The sequence below is a fragment of the Azoarcus sp. TTM-91 genome (assembly GCF_012911025.1).
Lineage (GTDB): Bacteria > Pseudomonadota > Gammaproteobacteria > Burkholderiales > Rhodocyclaceae > Azoarcus.
Genome location: NZ_WUEI01000099.1, coordinates 1 through 16,418, shown reverse-complemented (window position 1 = coordinate 16,418; position 16,418 = coordinate 1). Strand labels below are relative to the sequence as shown.

The window sequence follows — 16,418 nt, the reverse complement described above, 5'->3', positions numbered from 1 at the left end:
CCCACGATGAGCGTCGATTTCTTCGGCATGATCTACACCCAGAAGCAGTCCGAGATCCACCCCGCGGAAGGCGGTCCGATAGACCGCGACTACGTGCGCGACTTCGCCCTCGCCCACGAGAACGCCGGCTTCGACCGCATCCTCTACCCGCTGCACTCCACCACGCCGGACGGCTTCCTCACCCTGGCCTACGCCGCCTCCTTCACCAAGCGCATCCACTTCCTGCTCGCCCACCGCCCCGGCTTCATCGCCCCCACGCTGGCCGCGCGCAAGCTCGCCACGCTGGACCACTTCACCGGCGGCCGGGTGGCGGTGCACATCATCTCCGGCGGCGACGACGTCGATCAGCGCCGCGACGGCGACTTCCTCGACCACGACGAGCGCTACGCCCGCACCGACGAATACCTGGAGATCGTGCGCCGCATCTGGACCAGCGATGCGCCCTTCGACCACAAGGGCCGCTACTACCAGTTCGAAGGCGGCTACTCCGAAGTGAAGCCGGTGCAGAAACCCTATCTGCCCATCTTCTTCGGCGGTTCGTCGGCAGCCGCCATCCAGGTCGCCGGCAAGCATGCGGACGCCTTCGCCCTGTGGGGCGAGAACCTGGCGCAGACCCGCGACACCATCGCCCGCGTGCGCGCCGAAGCGGCCAGGCATGGCCGCGACATCCGCTTCAGCGTCTCCTTCCGCCCCATCCTCGCCGACACCGAAGCCGCCGCCTGGGAGCGCGCCGGCCACATCCTCAACGAAACCCGCCGGCTGCGCGCCGGCCAGGGCCTGGGGCAAGGCTCGCCGCTGCAGAGCGAAGGCGCCCGCCGCCTGCTCGCCGCCGCCACCGACGGCGACCGCGCCGACAAGCGCCTGTGGACCGCCATCGCGCGGGAAACCGGCGGCCGCTCCAACTCCACCGCCCTGGTCGGCACGCCGGAACAGGTCGCCGAAGCCCTGCTGGACTACTACGACCTCGGCGTCACCACCTTCCTCATCCGCGGCTTCGACCCGCAGGAAGACGCCATCGACTACGGCCGCAAGCTCATCCCGCTGACCCGCGAGCTGGTCGCCGAACGCGACGCCCGCGGCCTGCGCAAGGCCGGCTGAGCCTGGGCGCGGCGGCCGGCAGTCGCAGGCCGCCGCGCCGCTCGCGTCCGGCTGCCCCATGAATCCGGAGACGGAATACCCAACAGCCCAGCAGCCCTTCGGGTTGGCGCCTGCGGCAAGCCCGGGGCAGCCGGCATTTCCTGTTCGATTGCCGGCTCAATGAAGGCGACCGCCTCGGCGCAAGACCGCTCGACTCCGGCGACAGGCTCCGCGAGCGGCCACGCGCATGCAGAGCCGGATCACGCCGGCGCGCCTTGAGCGCCATCCCCCTCCCACCCTTCCACGAGACTCCACCATGAACGCTCCCGACCGCCGCTTCCTGCTCGAAGAGCCCGCCCCGCGCGCCTCCATCGAGGAAGAGCGCCTCTACCGCAAGCAACGCCTGGCCGCCACCTTCCGCCTGTTCGCCCGCCACGGCTACGACCACGGCCTCGCCGGCCACGTCACCGCGCGCGACCCCGAGCACCCGGACCGCTTCTGGGTCAATCCCTTCGGCAAGCACTTCAGCCGCATCCGCGTCTCCGACCTGCTGCTGGTGGATCACGAGGGCAACATCCTGGTCGGCGACCGGCCGGTGAACAGGGCCGCCTTCGCCATCCATTCCGCGCTGCACGCCGCCCGGCCGGACGTCATCGCCGCCGCCCACACCCACTCCACCTACGGCAAAGCCTGGTCCAGCCTCGGCCGCCTGCTCGACCCGCTGACCCAGGACGCCTGCGCCTTCTACGGCGACCACGTGCTGTTCGACGACTACACCGGCGTGGTGTGGGACAAGTCCGAAGGCGAGCGCATCGCCGCCGCGCTCGGCGACAAGAAGGCCGCCATCCTGCGCAACCACGGCCTGCTCACCACCGGCCCCTCGGTGGAAGCCGCCGCCTGGTGGTTCATCTCCATGGACAACGCCGCCCACGCCCAGCTGCTGGCCGAAGCCGCCGGCCTGCCCAAGCCGCTCACGCACGAAATCGCCAGCCACACCGCCGGCCAGGTCGGCGGCCACCGCAGCGCCGCCCTCGGCTTTCACAGCCTGTGGGAGATCCTCATCGAGGAAGAAGCGGACTTTCTCGAGTAGCGCATCCGCCACCCTGAAAACTCAGGTGGACGGCGGCAGTTCCAGCACCCGGTTGGCCCATCCCCGCCCCAGCGCCTGAAGCCGCTCGCGAAAGGGCTGCGGGCCCGGCACGGTACGTTCGGCGTCGAGGTAGAGCACGGTATCGCGGCCCGGCTCGAAACGCGGCCACGTCGGCAAGCCTGTGTCATTGGGATCGCCGCCGCGGGCAAAATTGAGCCAGTAGCGCGACATCATCTCCGTCATCAGCATCCGCCGCTCGCTCATCGGCCAGGCCGCCGTCTCCGGGTTGCGCAAGGCATAGCCGATCTCGGCGCCGTGGAAGGCGCCGAACTCGCCGCTGTCCCGGCCTTGGTGAGGGATGCCAGCCGGGAGCGTGTCGCGGAAGACGAAATGATAGAAATACACCGCTTGCCGGCGATTCAAGGCCATCGCCGTCGTCAGCGCCGATGAGTTCCAGTTGAATACGATGTCGGCCAGCAGGCGACGACCCCGCGCCACCGCTTCGGCATCCGTCGTGGCGAGGAAATGGCGCAGGTCCTCGGCCGGCAGCGCGCCGCAGTAGCGCCGCACCGCCTGCTCCAACCCGGCCGCCGTCCCGCCGCCAAGAGGCGGAAACAGCGCGCCCTCGTCGGCATTGAAACCCGCGAGCAGCGCTACGTCGGCCACACGCCCTGCGGCAATGGCTTCAAAGGGGTGTTCGGGGATGACCACGCCATCCAGCGCCGGATGGAAGATCCAGCGCCCTGCGTCCGCCTGCACCAACCGGAACGGGTCCATGCGGCGCAATTCGGCAATGCTCCGCGCACCGAGTCGCTGGGCGAATTCGACGCCGGCCTCCTCCATGCCCCGATAGCGACTGATCATGCTCATGGTATTGAGCGGCCCCAGCGGTGCTCCGCTTTGCGCCACTGCGCGCTGAAACAGCCCGCGCGAGCGCGGCATCACCAGGTGGAAGGCCACGCTGAACGCGCCGGAGGACTGCCCCATCAAGGTGATCCGTTCGGGATCGCCGCCGAAGGCGGCAATGTTCTCTCGCACCCAGCGCAGCGCGGCAATCTGATCCAGCAGCGCGTAGTTGCCGGAAACACCATCGGGCGACTCCGCAGCCAGTTCCGGGTGGGCCAGAAAGCCGAGAATGCCGACGCGGTGGTTGAAAGACACGAACACCACATCCTGCGCTGCCAGGTGGGCGCCGTCATAGCGCGCGTCGTCGGACGTTCCACCGACATAGGCGCCACCGTAGATCCATACCACCACGGGACGGGCACGCCCGGCTCTGTCGGCCGGCGCCCATACGTTCACGCTCAGGCAGTCCTCGCTCATGGCAACCGGTCGCTGCGGGAAGAGCGGCTGTGCCTGCCGCGGCATCGCCCACGGACTGGCGGAAAACCGCTCGGCCCGCCGGACCCCCGACCACGGCGTCACCGGCTGCGGTGGCCGCCAGCGCAAGGCCCCCACCGGTGCCGCCGCATACGGAATGCCCAGCCAGGCGTCCACTCCCGGCACGGCCGTCGCCACGCCTTCCAGCTCGCCACCGGTGACGGAAACGACCCGCCCCTCTCCGGCCCTTCCCCGTTGCGACAAACACAACATGCCGGCACCAGCAGCAAGAAAACCACGCCGATCCATTCGCACCGTCTGATCACCTCCAGGTCGCACCCGTGCCAGGGCAGGCCCTGCCAGGCTCAGGGCTCCGCAGCGCTACCATCAGACAGGAGCGGCTCGTCCTGGCGCCAGGGCAAGGTGGGGTCAATCTATCCGCGGTGGAACAGCAGGCGCGGTGCTTTTTCCGCAGCGCACGGCAACCGGCCCGGGTACGCCCGGAGCGCCGGGCACCGGGCCATGGCGCTCGGCCGCCAATTGCATCGCGATAACCGTGCGCCAATGCAAGGCCACGGTGCGGGACATCACTGCGCACGGCTGTCCCGGAATGGAGAGGCGATGGCCATTCCCGCTTCAGCTTCCCGCGGCACGCCCCATAGCCGGCAGACCAAGCATGCCGAGGTGGCTGGCCATTACGCGCCCCCTGGGTTCGCGCCGCTCTTCCTCGCGACCGCGGTGGAGGCCACGCTGAGTCATCCGGGCGCCAGCCGCGGCGGCCACGCGCGTGCTCGACGCGCTAGCCGCGACGGAGTTCTCGGATCGACACCCAGATTTCGCGCAGGAAATAAGGCCGCGCCTGCACCTCGGCCAACAGGCCGCGCTGCACCAGCAAGGCATTCAGTTCGGTCAGGCGGTAGTAAGGCACCGCCGGCACGAGGTGATGCTCCGCATGGAAATTCATGCCGGCGTAGAGGAATTCGAACAACCACGGCAGCTTGATGGTGCGCGAATGCTTCAACGGCCCCTCGGCCTTGAAGCCGGCCAGGCCGATGTGCTGGGATTGGGCGAGCAGGCGGTTGAAGACCTGGCCGGTGAAAGGCAGCAGGAACCACAGCAGGTTTACCCGCCAGTCGCCCAGGCTCAGGGCCAGCGCAGCATGTATCGCCAGGTTGAACACCAGCATCGCGATCGCATCCCGCTGGTATGTCCATTCGAGCGCGCTCCACCGGCCGTCCCGGGGAATGAAACCCGCCGCGTTCACCAGCACGTAGAAAAGCCGCCGGAGCAACAAGGGCAGGTCCACCGTGATGTAGCCGAACAAGGCGGCCGGCCCCCACTCCTGGGTGCTCAGCGCCTCGCCGTCGTCATCGGCAAAGGTGTGGCGGTGATGGTAGCCATGCGCCTTGGCGAAGAAGCTCGGATTGTTCCAGGTGAGGTAAGAGGCGGCCCGGTAGAGCACCCGGTTCAGCGTCGGGCTGTTGAAGACCCGGCCGTGGGACAGCTCGTGGCCTATCCCGGCATATCCCCAGAAGCCGTGCCACACCGCGGCGAGGTAGAAGAACACGAGGGCGACGGGGAGAGAGCGGTCGAGGAAATACACCGCCAGGCCGAACAGCAGGGCCTCACCACCGATGCGCAGCAGCAGGTCGAACCAGGCTTTCGCATCCCTGGGGCGGCACAACTCGCGCAGCGCCTGCTTGTCGATGACGCCGGAAATGCTCATTCAAACCTCTAGAAGCCGATCAGCTGGAACGCGCAGAGACTGCCATTGACGTGGAAGATGCGGTTCTCCGCGGCGCGCTCGGTCAAATAGCGGGTCACGTCGGAATGAATGCCGGAGGAGAAGTCGTGCCACACGACCACACCCTTGCCGAGAATGGCCAGCGACTTCTCGGTATCGCTCCTGACGATGTCGTAATGATGACCGCCGTCGATAAATACAAAATCCACCGATCCGAAGGCTTGACCGAAGTCAATCGTGGTCGAGTCCTGCTTCACCAGCTTGATCCGCTGGCGCTCGGCCGCCGCCAACCCGGCCAGGTAAACCTCGCCCGAGCGGTTCTGGACGTCGCGCAGGAAATCGTCGTTGTAGTCGCCGTCGCTCAGCACCTTGGCGGCGTCTGGGCTGGCGAGGATGCTCTCTTGCACCGCCGGGAGATCCACCGAGTAGATCGTGTTCGCTGCGGAGTTCTTGGCGAACAGGCGGGTGGTGAAGCCCTGGAAGGTGCCGATCTCCAGGATGCGCTCGGGTGCCAGCAGTTCGTCCAGGCAGAGCAGCACGATCTGATCGACCAGGGTGACGCTGCCTATGGTAACCGGCGGGAAGGTGGTGACGATATCGCGCTGGAAGTTCGCGGCGTCGCGCAGCGAGAGCAGATCCTTCAGCTTGATGGTATGCAGGCCGTGCGCAGGAAACTGCTTGAGAAAATCCGCTATCCGAGTATTGGCGTTCACCTTGCCGTCCCTTCTTGAGTGACCGAAAGGGCCTGGCACCGCCTTGCGCGGCCGGCCCGTCTGCCGTCCGCCTCAGGCCCGGAGGGGCTGGCGCCGGCGACGCCCGCAGCATAAGGGGGGTACCTGGCATTGGCAATCCGGCGGCTGGCGCCCCGGTGGCGGGCCAGCCCCGGCGCCGGAGGAAAGCCCGGCGCCCTACTGGAAGCCACCTATGGCGCCCGCTTGCCGTTTGCATCACGATGGGCATGCTCCATGCCCGGAGAAGGAACGGGGCCGCCCCGGACTGGGGAGGTGGTGGCGCAAGCCGCCCTTCAGCTTTCCCCGGCGCGCCCGATAGCCGATAGATCGAAGCATCGAGAGGTGGCTGGCCATGACGCGCACCCTGAGTTCCCGCTTTCTCGTCCCGCTCTTCGCGCTGCTGGTACTGGCGACCGCGGTGGAGGCCACCCTGGGCTACCTGCGCGCCAGCCGCGACGTCTCCCGCGAAGTCGACGCCCTGGTGGAACAGAAGCTCACCGGCGTGCTGGATGTGCTGCAGGTCACAGACCAGTTGATGGGCGAACGGGTCAAATCCGCGATGCATCTGCTGGTCGAGCGCGGCGAGCTCCTGGGCGTGGCGGCACAGGGGCCGGCGGTGGAAGTCGCCGGCCGCAGCACGCCGGACCTGCTGCTCGGTTCCCATCCGCAGGCCAACGACTTCTCCCTGGTGGATGGCGTGGTGACGGTCATGGACGGCACCGCCACCCTGTTCTCCCGCGACGGCGACGACTTCGTCCGGGTCTCCACCAACGTCAAGAAGCCCGACGGCAGCCGTGCCATCGGCACGGTGCTCGACCCCAAGGGCAAGGCCATCGCCCGCATCCGCGACGGCCAACCCTACTTCGGCCAGGTGGACATCCTCGGCAATCCCTTCATCACCGGCTACCAGCCCATCCTCGCCGCCGGCGGCCGCGTCATCGGCATCTGGTACGTCGGCTACAAGGCCGATCTCGCCACCCTCGCCGCCGCCATCGAGAAAAGCCGGGTGCTGGCCCAGGGCTTCGCCGCCCTGGTGGATGACAAGGGCCGGGTGCGCTTCCATTCCAGCTCCGCCAGCGCGGAGCAGGTCGGCGAAGTTCTCGGCGGCAAGGCCGAAGGTTGGAGCCTGCGGCGGGAGAGCTTCACTCCCTGGGGCTACGAGGTCGTCGTCGCGGTGGCCGACGCGGACCGCGACGCGCTGCTGCGCCAGGCCGTCACCGGCCGGCTGGTGGCCGCGCTGCTGCTGGCGGTGGTGCTGGGCGCGGTGGTGTGGTGGCTGCTGCGCCGGCTGGTGCTGCGGCCGCTGGGCGGCGAGCCGGGAATCGCCATCGACGTCGCCCATGCGGTGGCGCGCGGCGACCTCAGCCAGCCCATTCCGGCGGCGCCCGAGGGCAGCCTGCTGCACGCCATTGCCGACATGCAGCGTGGCCTGCGCGACATCGTCGGCCGCATCGACCAGCTCGCCACCGCGCTGGACCGTCGCGCCGACGGGCTGGTCGCCACCTCCGGCGAGGTCGCCGAGCGCCTCGCCCAGCAATCCTCGGCGGCCGGCCACATCGCCGCCACCCTGGGCGAGATCGGCGCCAGCGCCAGCGAGGTGGCCGACAACGCCCGCACCGCCGACGGCAAGGCGCGCGAGGCCGGCCGCCAGACCGGCGACAGCGCGGGCGTGGTCGAGCGCACGGTGGGCGGCCTGCAGCGCAGCGCGGAATCCGTCACCCGCTCCGCCGCCTCGATCAACGAGCTCGCCGCCAGCTCGGAGGCCATCTCCCGCATCACCGGCGTGATCCGCGAGATCGCCGACCAAACCAATATGCTGGCCCTCAACGCCGCCATCGAAGCCGCCCGCGCCGGCGAGCAAGGCCGCGGCTTCGCCGTGGTGGCCGACGAAGTGCGCAAGCTCGCCGAGCGTACCTCCGCTTCCACCGCCGAAATCAGCGGAATGATAGAGAGCATCCAGGAACGCACCCAGCGCGCCATCACCGAGATGGAACAAGGCAGCCAGGTGGTGGGCGAAAGCGTGACGCTGGCACAGGAGGCCGGCACCTCCATGAGCCGGGTGCGCAGTGCGGCCGAGGAGGTGGTGCGCGCCATCGGCAGCATCTCCGGCGCGCTCGCCGAGCAACAGCGCGCCACCGGCGAAATCGCCCGCAGCGTGGACGAGATGGCCGGCGTGAATGGCCACAACACCCGCGCCATGCAGGGCGTGGCCAGCGCCGCAGGTGAACTGCGCCATCTCTCCTCGCAGCTGCACGAGGCCATCGCCACCTTCCGCACCTGAGCATGCGCAAGGGCGGCTCTCGCCGGCTGCGCGGACGGGACGCGCCCGGCCGCGCCCTCATTCACCCGGCATTCCTCCGCGCAGACGCCACTGCCCCACACGAAAGCCCCACGGTTCCGGTTGCCGCGGCGTCCGACCCTCAGCTCCAGAGATTGGGCACCACGTCGCTGGCGTAGCCGGAGATGAAGGTTTTCGCCTCGCCGCTGGCGGCGTCGAAAACGTGGCGGGAAACGCGGCCGATGTTGCCGCCGTAGACGTGGATGCTGATCGACACCTGGTCGTCCAGCGCATTCTCGACGATGTGCACATCGCCGATGCTGGGCGACACCGCGGTGACGCCGCCGGCGCCGAGCACGCCGGCCTCCACCTCGAGGTAGCTGCCGTCGGCCTGGCGGTCGAAGCGGCGCTCGCGCTCCTGGCCGCGCAGCACGCCGACCACGCCCCACACCGTGTGGTCGTGCAGCGGCGTCTTCTGGCCAGGGCCCCAGACGAAGGAGACCACCGAGAAGCGCTCCTGCGGGTCGGCAAACAGCAGGTACTGCTGGTAGTACTGCGGATGCGGGCGGGCGAAGGCTTCGGGCAGCCAGTCGTCCTTGGCGACGAGCTGGCCGACCAGCTCGCGGCCCTGCTCCAGGATGCGGGGCTCCGCAGCGCCGCTCTCGACCAGCCGGGTCAGGGAGACGACGAATTCACGCAAGGGATTCAGGGACATGATGATTCTCCGGTGAGTTCAGAAGGAATGAAGAAGGGAGGACGCTCTGCGAGCTGCCGGGGATGTCCGGATCGCGCGGGCCCGGCTCCGTTCGCGCGCGCTCCAGCTGCGGTCGGCTTGTCTCCGGCATGGGTGGCGGCGGCGCCGGGAGCGGTCCCTGTTGTCATGGATATCCGCCGCTTTGCCATGTGGCTTCAATGCCCGCCGGCAAAGTGCAGCCCGGCGAGCAGGGTGCGCAGCACCGGCACCGCGATGCCGTGGGAATCGGCGATGGCGATGGGCGCCGCCAGCAGCGCGGCCGTCTCCAGCCGGCGGCCGGCGAGGCGGTCCTGCAGCATGGAGGTGCGCACCGCGCCCACCAGCTCGGCGCGCGCCACCCGCTGCTGCGGCGTGGTCGGCGAGGGGCAGCCTTCGGCCGCGGCGATGAGGGCGATCTCCGCCATGCCGGCCAGCAGCACCTCGCGCGTCTCCCGGGTGACGGCGAGTTCGCCGACGGTGGCGCCGGTGATGGCGGAGAGCGGGTTCAGCGTGGCGTTGCCCATCAGCTTTCCCCACACCTCGGCGCGGATGTCGGCACGCTCTTCGGCGGGAATGCCGGCCGCCTGCCAGTCGGCGACCAGCGCGGCCAGCGCCGGGTCCGCGGCGGTTCCGGCCGTGGTGCGGGGACGGCCGCACAGGTAGCGGTCGCCGCCGGTGCGGCGCACCCGGATGCGGCCGGGCGCGGTGCGCTCGACCGCGTGGTGCACCACCACCGCCACCGTGCGCGCCAGCGGCGGCGTGCCGCCGTCGGCTTCCCTGTCGGGCCACCACCAGGGCAGGCCGTTCTGCAGGAACACGAACTGGCTGTGTTCATCGCCGAGCGCGGCCAGCGCCGGCAGCAGCGGCGGCAGGTCGTGGGACTTCACCGTCACCACCACCTGGGCATAGGGGCCGCGCAGCTCGTCCACCGCCAGGAAGTGCGCCGGCGCCTGCCAGGCTTCGTCGCCCTCGGCTTCCACCGCTTGCGGCAGGCCCTCACGCCCACGGCCGGCGATGTGCACCTCGTGGCCGGCCCGCGCCAACCGGCCGCCGACGAACAGCCCCAGGCTGCCGCCGCCGACGATGGCGATGCGCCGCACCTCAGTCGGCATAGCCGGGCAGCTCCCTGTCCAGCCGGCGGCGCAGCGCCGCCCACTCGCGCTTGCCCGAGGGGAAGAAGCTGGCCTTGGCGCCGTAGATGGCCTGCGCCTGCTCATGGGTGCGGGCGATGACCTCTTCCGGCAGCTGGCGCAGCGACACGCCGGCCGACTGGGCGGCGAGCTGGAAGCGGCAGGCGCGCTCCAGCCGCCAGATGCGGGCGAAGGCTTCGCCCATGTCGCGGCCCAGCGTCAGCGTGCCGTGGTTGCGCAGGATGACGGTGTGCCTGTCGCCGATGTTGGCCAGCAGGTCGGCGCGCTCGCGCTCGTCCAGCACCACGCCCTGGAAGTCGTGGTAGGCGATCTGGCCATGCACCATCAGCGCCATCTGCGTCAGCGGCAGCAGGCCTTCTTCCTGCGTCGCCACCGCCACGCCGTCGCGGCTGTGCAGGTGGATGACGGCGGCGGCGTCCGGCACCGAGGCGTGGATGGCGCCGTGGATGACGATGCCGGCGGGATTGACGTCGCCCTCGCCGGCGGTGACGCGGCCGTCCAGGTCCACCTCCAGGATGCTGGAGGCGGTCACCTCCTCGTACAGCAGGCCCAGCGGGTTGATGAGGTAACGGTCGTGGCGGCCAGGCACCCGGTAGGTGACGTGGGTGGCGAGCAGGTCGGTCCAGCCAAACAGATGGATGAGACGGCAGGCGGCGGCGAGATCCACGCGGGCGGCGTGGGTGGCGGCGGCCGGGTCCAGCGGTGCGTTCATAGTGTGCTCCGCGCGGGCCTGGCGGCCCGCGACTGGGTGAATGGAAAACAGGGAACAGGCGGATGCAGGCGGGCGGCCGAGGGCTGCGGCATGAAGGGCGGTCGATGGCGGGCCGGCCGGCTGAGCCTCCCTCCCCCGCTCACCGGCCATCCGGCTTGCGCGGCGGACGATGGCCGCAAGGCCGGGGCAGCGGCGGATGGCGCGCTCGACGCGGCGCCGGGCCGGCACGCGCCGCCCCTGCCGCCGGATGCCGGCAGCGCCAGCGGCACCGCCGCGTCACCCCGCGCTGCCTTCCGCATCGCCCGCGTCCTCGCGGCTTACTCGATCTTGGCGCCGGAGTCGGCCACCACCTTGCCCCAGCGCGCGCTGTCCTCCTGGATCAGCCTGGCGAAGGCTTCCTGCGTGGTGCTCTCCACGTCCAGGCCGGAGGTGGCCAGGCGGGTCCTGGTTTCCGGCTCGGCGGCAATGCGCACCAGCTCCTTGTTCAGCTTTTCGACGATGGGCTTGGGCGTGGCGGCGGGCACCACGATGCCGAACCAGGACGACACCTCGTAGCCCTTCAGCCCGGCCTCGGCGGCGGTGGGCACTTCCGGCAGCACCGGCGAGCGCTTGGCGCTGGTGATCGCCAGGCCCTTCACCTTGCCGGCCTTCACCTGCGGCGCCAGTACCGTCAGCGTGTCGAAGGCGGTGTTCACATCGTTGCCCAGCAGCGCGGTGATGGCCGGCGCGCTGCCCTTGTAGGGCACATGCAGCAGCTTGGTGCCGGTGAGGCTGGCGAACAGCTCGCCGGAGAGGTGGCACAGCGTGCCGTTGCCGCAGGAGGAATAGGTGATCTTGCCCGGCTCGGCCTTGGCCAGCGCCACCAGCTCTTGCAGGGTATTGGCCGGCGTCGCCGCGCTGGCGGCCACCACGTAGGGCACCGAGGCCACCACCGACACCGGCGCGAAATCCTTCACCGGGTCGTAGCGCAGGTCCTTGGCCAGGTGCGGCAGCAGGGTGAGCTGGCCGGCCGGCGCCAGCGACAGGGTGTAGCCGTCAGCCGCCGACTTGGCGACGAACTCCGCCGCGATGGCGGTGCCGGCGCCCGGCTTGTTCTCCACCACCACCGGCTGGCCGAAGCTGCTGGCGAGCTTCTCGGCATAGAAGCGGGCGACGGTGTCCGCCGCACCACCCGGCGGGAAGGGCACGACCAGCTTCAGCGGCTTGGTCGGGTAAACGGCTTCAGCCCGCGCCGCGAACGGCGTCAAGGCGACAGTGCCCAGCACGAGGCTGCACAGCGCCGCGCGGTGCAGGCGGGAGGAAAAGAAGAGGCCTTTCGACATGGATGACTCCGGAAAACAAGAGGTGGAAAAACAAGATCGTCAAAACGCGGCGAATGCCTCGGCCGGCAGGGGTTCCGCCAGCCGCGCCCGCACCCGCGGCAGCAGCTCGCGGCCATAGGCCACGGCGTCGGCCAGCGGCTCGAAGCCGCGCACCAGGAAATGGCTGACGCCCAGCCGGTGGTAGGCCAGCAGCGCGTCGGCCACCTGCTCCGGCGTGCCCACCAGGGCGGTGGAGTTGCCGCCTATGCCGGTGCTGGCGGCCGCGCCGGAGGCGGCGCCGGTGAGCGCGGTGATGCCGGTCCACAGGCAGCTGTCCAGCACCTCGCCGCGCTCGGCGTAGGCCAGCAGGCGGCGGGAGCCTTCGTTCTGCGGGCCGGCACTCTTGGCGGCGGCCGGCAGGGCAGCCAACTTCGCCGCCGCCAGCCGCCCACGCACGCCGTCCAGGATGCGTTCGGCGCGCGCCCAGGCTTCGTCCTCGGTGGCGCCGAGGATGGGCCGCAGCGACAGCGAGAAGCGCAGCGCCTCGGCGCGGCCGTGGCGGGCGGCGGTGGCGCGCACCGCGGCGATCTGCTCGGCGATGCCGGCCAGCGGTTCGCCCCACATCATGAACACGTCGGCATGCTTGCCGGCCACCTCCAGCGCGGCGGCGGAGGAGCCGCCGAAGAAGATGGGGATGTGCGGCCGCTGCAACGGCCGCGCCTGGGTCACATGGCCCTTGACGCGGTAGTGGCGGCCGTCGAAGTCGAAGGGCTCGCTGCGCGTCCATGCCAGCTTCAGCACCTCCAGGTATTCGTCGGTGCGGGCGTAGCGCTCGTCATGGCCGAGGAAATCGCCATCGCGCTGCTGCTCGGCGTCGTTGCCGCCGCTGACGATGTTGATGGCCGCGCGGCCGTCGCTGAAGTGATCGAGCGAAGCGAACTGGCGCGCCGCCACCGTGGGCGCGACCACACCCGGCCGGTGCGCCACCAGCAGGCCGAGGCGGCGGGTTTCGTGGGCGGCGTGGGCGGCGATCTGCAGGCCGTCCGGCGCGGCGCTGTGGTAGGCGATCAGCGCGCGGTCGAAGCCGGCGTGCTCCTGCGCCCGCGCGCAGGCGCCCAGGTAGGCCTTGTCCACCAGCGGGCCGCTGGCGGGCTGGATCTCGCTGGCTTCCTGGTGGGAGAGGAAGCCGATGAATTCGACGGCATGCGGCCTGGACATGGCGGGTTCCTGGGCTGGAGGGAAAGGGAATGGGAAGCACCGCGGGGCGCCAGCTGCCGGTGCTGAGGCGGCAGCCGGCAGGCGACCGCGCTCAGTCGAACTGGGTGCCGGATTCGCGCACGACCTTGCCGTACTTGTCGTAGTCGGTGCGCACCTGGGCGGCGAAGGCGGCCGGGGTGCTGGGCCAGGCGTCCAGGCCCTGCGCCGCCAGCTTTTCCTTCACTGTCGGCGAGGCGGCGGCCTTGGCAATCTCGGTGTTCAGGCGCTCGACGATGGCCGGCGGCGTGGCGGCGGCGACGTTGAGGCCGAACCAGGAGGTGACTTCGAAACCCGGGTAGCCGGCCTCGGCCACGGTGGGCACGTCCGGCAGCAGCGGCGAGCGCTCGCGGGAGGCGATGGCCAGGCCCTTGAGCTTGCCGCCCTTGATCTGCGGCGCCAGGATGGTGAGCGTATCCACCGCCAGGTTCACATTGCCGCCGATGACCGCGGTGACCGCCGGCGCGCTGCCCTTGAAGGGCACGTGCAGGATGTCGGTGCCGCTGGTGAGGCGGAAGTACTCGCCGGCCAGATGGATGATGGTGCCGCTGCCGGAGGAGGAGTAGCTGAACTTGCCCGGCGCCGCCTTGGCCTGCGCCACCAGCCCCTTGAGGTCGGTCACCGGCACGTCGTTGTTGGCGGCGATGACGACGCCGGTATAGGCCAGCAGCGACACCGGGGCGAAGCTCTTGAACGGATCGAACTTGAGGTTCTTGGCGATGTGCGGCAGCACGGTGAGCTGGCCGGTGGGCACCAGGTTCAGGGTGTAGCCGTCGGCCGGGCCGTTGGCGACGAACTCGGCGGCGATGGCGGTGCCGGCACCCGGTTTGTTCTCCACCACCACCGGCTGCTTCAGCGATTCGCTGAGGGCGTCGGCATAGATGCGGCCCACGGTGTCGGCGGCGCCGCCCGGCGGGTAAGGCACGATGAGCTTGAGCGGCTTGCTCGGCCAGTTGTCGGCGGCGGCGGCGAAAGGCAGCGCGAGGGCGACGGCGGCCAGCAGCGGCGTGGCCAGGCGGCGCAGCGAGGGAAAAGCAGTATTCATGGGGAAATGTCTCCGGGTGGGGATGCGTGGATTTGTTTCCGGCGCGGATCAGCTGGGGTTCGGGGCTCGGTAGCTCGGCGCCTAGCGGCCGGCGAAGCGCGGCGCGCGCTTTTCGGCGAAGGCGGCGATGCCCTCGCGGAAGTCTTCGGAGGCGTTGATCTCCTCGATGCCGGCGCGGGCGTGGGCCGCCAGCTCGGTCGGCCCCTTGGGCAGCACCTGGCCGACGAAGCGCTTCAGCAGCGTGGTGACCAGCGGCGCGTTGGCGGCGATCTGGGCGGCGAGCTCGCGCGCCACCTCCAGCTGCTGGCCCACCGGCACCACCCGGTTCACCAGCCCGGCCTCGTAGGCGCGCCGGGCGTCGATGGAGCCGCCCAGCAGCAGCAGCTCCATCGCCAGCTTGTGCGGGATGCGCGCCGCCAGCGAGCTGATGAGGCCGCCAGAGAAGCCGACCTTGGCTTCCGGGTAGGAGAACACCGTGTTGTCGGCGGCGACGGCGAGGTCGGCGAACTGCACCAGCACCAGCCCGCCCCCCACCACCAGCCCGGCGGTGACGGCGATGATGGGTTTCTCCACCTGCACGCCGACGCCGGGAATGGCCTTCCACAGGTCGTGCGGGATATCGCGCAGGTCGGCGCCGGCGGTGAAGGCGCGGTCGCCGGCGGCGGCGAGGATGGCGACGCGGTCGTCGCTGGCGTTGAAGCGCCGCCAGGCGGCGTTCAGCTCGCGCACCACGTCGTGGGTGATCACGTTGTACTTGTCGGCGCGGTCGATGAGGATTTCGGCGACGCCCTTGTTCGAGGTGTAGCTGACGGTGCTCATGCTCTGTTTCCGTTCTCTCGTGTGCTGCCCCGCCGCCTGGGCGGCGGAGCGTTCATTGGCTTTGGGCTCAGCGCACGCTCTCCACGTCGCGGCCCAGGGTGGCCACCCGCAGCTCGCGGGCGGTGAGGCGGGCGGCTTCGGCTTCGGCGCGGCGGCGCTCCAGTTCTTCGGCGCCGAGGCGGGCGGGGTTGGAGTAGTCCAGCTTCCAGCTGGCGTCTTCTGCCCAGCGCAGCGGCGACTGCACGGTGGTGCGCGCCGCCGGGGCGCTCTCCAGCACCTTCAGCGCGAGCTCCAGCGTGGCCTCCTGCGAGGCCACATCGCCCGGCCGGCCGGCGGCGTTGCCCAGCGGAAAGTCGGAAAACAGCAGCCGCGGCACGCCGACGTATTCAACGATGTCCCGCGCCGCGCCCAGCACCACGGTGGCGATGCCAGCGGCCTCCAGCTCGCGCGCCAGCAGGCTCAGCGTCTGGTGGCAGATCGGGCAGTTGGGCACCAGCAGCGCCGCATCCACGCCATCGGCGCGGCAGGCGGCGACGATCTCCGGCGCATCCACCTCCAGCGTGTGGCGCTGGCTGCGGTTGGTCGGCACGCCGAAGAAGCGCGGCGCGAGTTCGCCGATGCGGCCGGCCGCCACCGCGCGGCGCAGCGCCGGCAGCGGGAACCAACAGCCGCTGTCGCCCAGGTCGGCATGCTTGCGGTCTATGCCGACGTGGGCGATGCGCAGGTCGTGGTCGATGGCGGTGTCGCCGTCATAGACGCGGTAGAACTTGGCGGCGGCGTTGTAGGGCGCGCCCGGCCCCTGCTCGCCCTTGTCCGGCTGGTAGGGCGCGGCGGTGGTGAGCAGGGCGACGCGGCTGTGCGCCAGCGGCTTCTTCAGCGGCGCGAAAGGCACGTCCAGGTAGTGCGCCCAGACATAGGGCGTGTCGTAGCCCAGCGCCAGGTACCAGGCGCGAGTGCGCTGGATGTAGGCCACCGGCTGATCGAACTCGGGAGCGAAGCCGAGGCTGTTGTCGTCGGCCGCGCTCAAGCCAACCTCCGCCCGAGGGCCGTTGCGACCACGCGCCCGGCAGCGCCTCCCTCTCCCCTGGCGGGAGAGGCCTGGGGAGAGGGGGACAGCGTCGCCGCCTTGAATGCCAGGCCTGTACGGCCTGCCCCCTCTCCCC

14 protein-coding genes are annotated in these 16,418 nt (G+C 70.3%); 3 read left to right on the top strand and 11 right to left on the bottom strand.

Annotation, left to right across the window (positions count from 1 at the left end; translation table 11 throughout):
- Together GRF61_RS19355 and GRF61_RS19350 are read left to right on the top strand one after the other, a co-directional pair.
- Positions 1–1,098: LLM class flavin-dependent oxidoreductase (locus GRF61_RS19355; RefSeq protein ID WP_248281341.1), on the top strand; the 1,098-nt coding region annotated here is incomplete at its 5' end.
- 295 nt (positions 1,099–1,393) lie between these two features.
- Positions 1,394–2,167: a class II aldolase/adducin family protein gene (locus GRF61_RS19350; protein WP_169152265.1), complete on the top strand. Its 774-nt coding sequence runs from the start codon at positions 1,394–1,396 to the stop codon at positions 2,165–2,167.
- Positions 2,168–2,188: 21 nt separating this feature from the next.
- Here GRF61_RS19350 and GRF61_RS19345 read toward each other — a convergent pair whose 3' ends face one another.
- From GRF61_RS19345 to GRF61_RS19335, 3 genes are all read right to left on the bottom strand, one after another.
- Positions 2,189–3,796 carry a carboxylesterase family protein gene (locus GRF61_RS19345; protein ID WP_169152264.1) on the bottom strand — a complete coding sequence of 536 codons (1,608 nt, stop codon included), beginning with the start codon at positions 3,794–3,796 and terminating at the stop codon, positions 2,189–2,191.
- A 490-nt stretch (positions 3,797–4,286) separates the two neighbouring features.
- Entirely contained in the window at positions 4,287–5,213 is a 927-nt protein-coding gene (locus tag GRF61_RS19340) for a fatty acid desaturase (protein ID WP_169152263.1), read from the bottom strand.
- Positions 5,214–5,221: 8 nt separating this feature from the next.
- Positions 5,222–5,944: a class I SAM-dependent methyltransferase gene (locus tag GRF61_RS19335; protein WP_169152262.1), complete on the bottom strand. Its 723-nt coding sequence runs from the start codon at positions 5,942–5,944 to the stop codon at positions 5,222–5,224.
- A gap of 370 nt (positions 5,945–6,314) precedes the next feature.
- Here GRF61_RS19335 and GRF61_RS19330 point away from each other — a divergent pair, with 370 nt between their 5' ends.
- Positions 6,315–8,243, top strand: coding sequence for a Cache 3/Cache 2 fusion domain-containing protein (locus tag GRF61_RS19330; protein ID WP_169152261.1), 1,929 nt, complete (start codon positions 6,315–6,317; stop codon positions 8,241–8,243).
- A gap of 139 nt (positions 8,244–8,382) precedes the next feature.
- On the opposite strand, the gene GRF61_RS19325 is transcribed toward GRF61_RS19330, so the two are convergent.
- The 8 genes from GRF61_RS19325 to GRF61_RS19290 form a co-directional block, all read right to left on the bottom strand.
- Entirely contained in the window at positions 8,383–8,955 is a 573-nt protein-coding gene (locus GRF61_RS19325; RefSeq protein ID WP_169152260.1) for a cysteine dioxygenase, read from the bottom strand.
- Between the two features lie 194 nt (positions 8,956–9,149).
- A complete protein-coding gene (locus GRF61_RS19320) occupies positions 9,150–10,085 on the bottom strand; it encodes a 2-dehydropantoate 2-reductase (protein WP_169152259.1) in 936 nt (311 codons plus the stop codon).
- Entirely contained in the window at positions 10,075–10,836 is a 762-nt protein-coding gene (locus tag GRF61_RS19315) for a class II aldolase/adducin family protein (protein WP_169152258.1), read from the bottom strand. Before GRF61_RS19315 ends, GRF61_RS19320 begins: the two co-directional genes overlap by 11 nt.
- Before the next feature lie 317 nt (positions 10,837–11,153).
- A complete protein-coding gene (locus GRF61_RS19310; RefSeq protein WP_169152257.1) occupies positions 11,154–12,158 on the bottom strand; it encodes a tripartite tricarboxylate transporter substrate binding protein in 1,005 nt (334 codons plus the stop codon).
- Between the two features lie 39 nt (positions 12,159–12,197).
- A complete protein-coding gene (locus tag GRF61_RS19305) occupies positions 12,198–13,355 on the bottom strand; it encodes an LLM class flavin-dependent oxidoreductase (protein ID WP_169152256.1) in 1,158 nt (385 codons plus the stop codon).
- 91 nt (positions 13,356–13,446) lie between these two features.
- A complete protein-coding gene (locus GRF61_RS19300) occupies positions 13,447–14,436 on the bottom strand; it encodes a tripartite tricarboxylate transporter substrate binding protein (RefSeq protein WP_169152255.1) in 990 nt (329 codons plus the stop codon).
- 81 nt (positions 14,437–14,517) lie between these two features.
- Positions 14,518–15,255 (bottom strand): enoyl-CoA hydratase-related protein, encoded by a 738-nt coding sequence (locus GRF61_RS19295; protein WP_169152254.1) that lies wholly within the window; start codon positions 15,253–15,255, stop codon positions 14,518–14,520.
- A gap of 67 nt (positions 15,256–15,322) precedes the next feature.
- Positions 15,323–16,282, bottom strand: a complete 960-nt coding sequence (locus GRF61_RS19290; RefSeq protein WP_169152253.1) for a glycine/sarcosine/betaine reductase selenoprotein B family protein — start codon at positions 16,280–16,282, stop codon at positions 15,323–15,325.
- Positions 16,283–16,418: the final 136 nt, after the last annotated feature.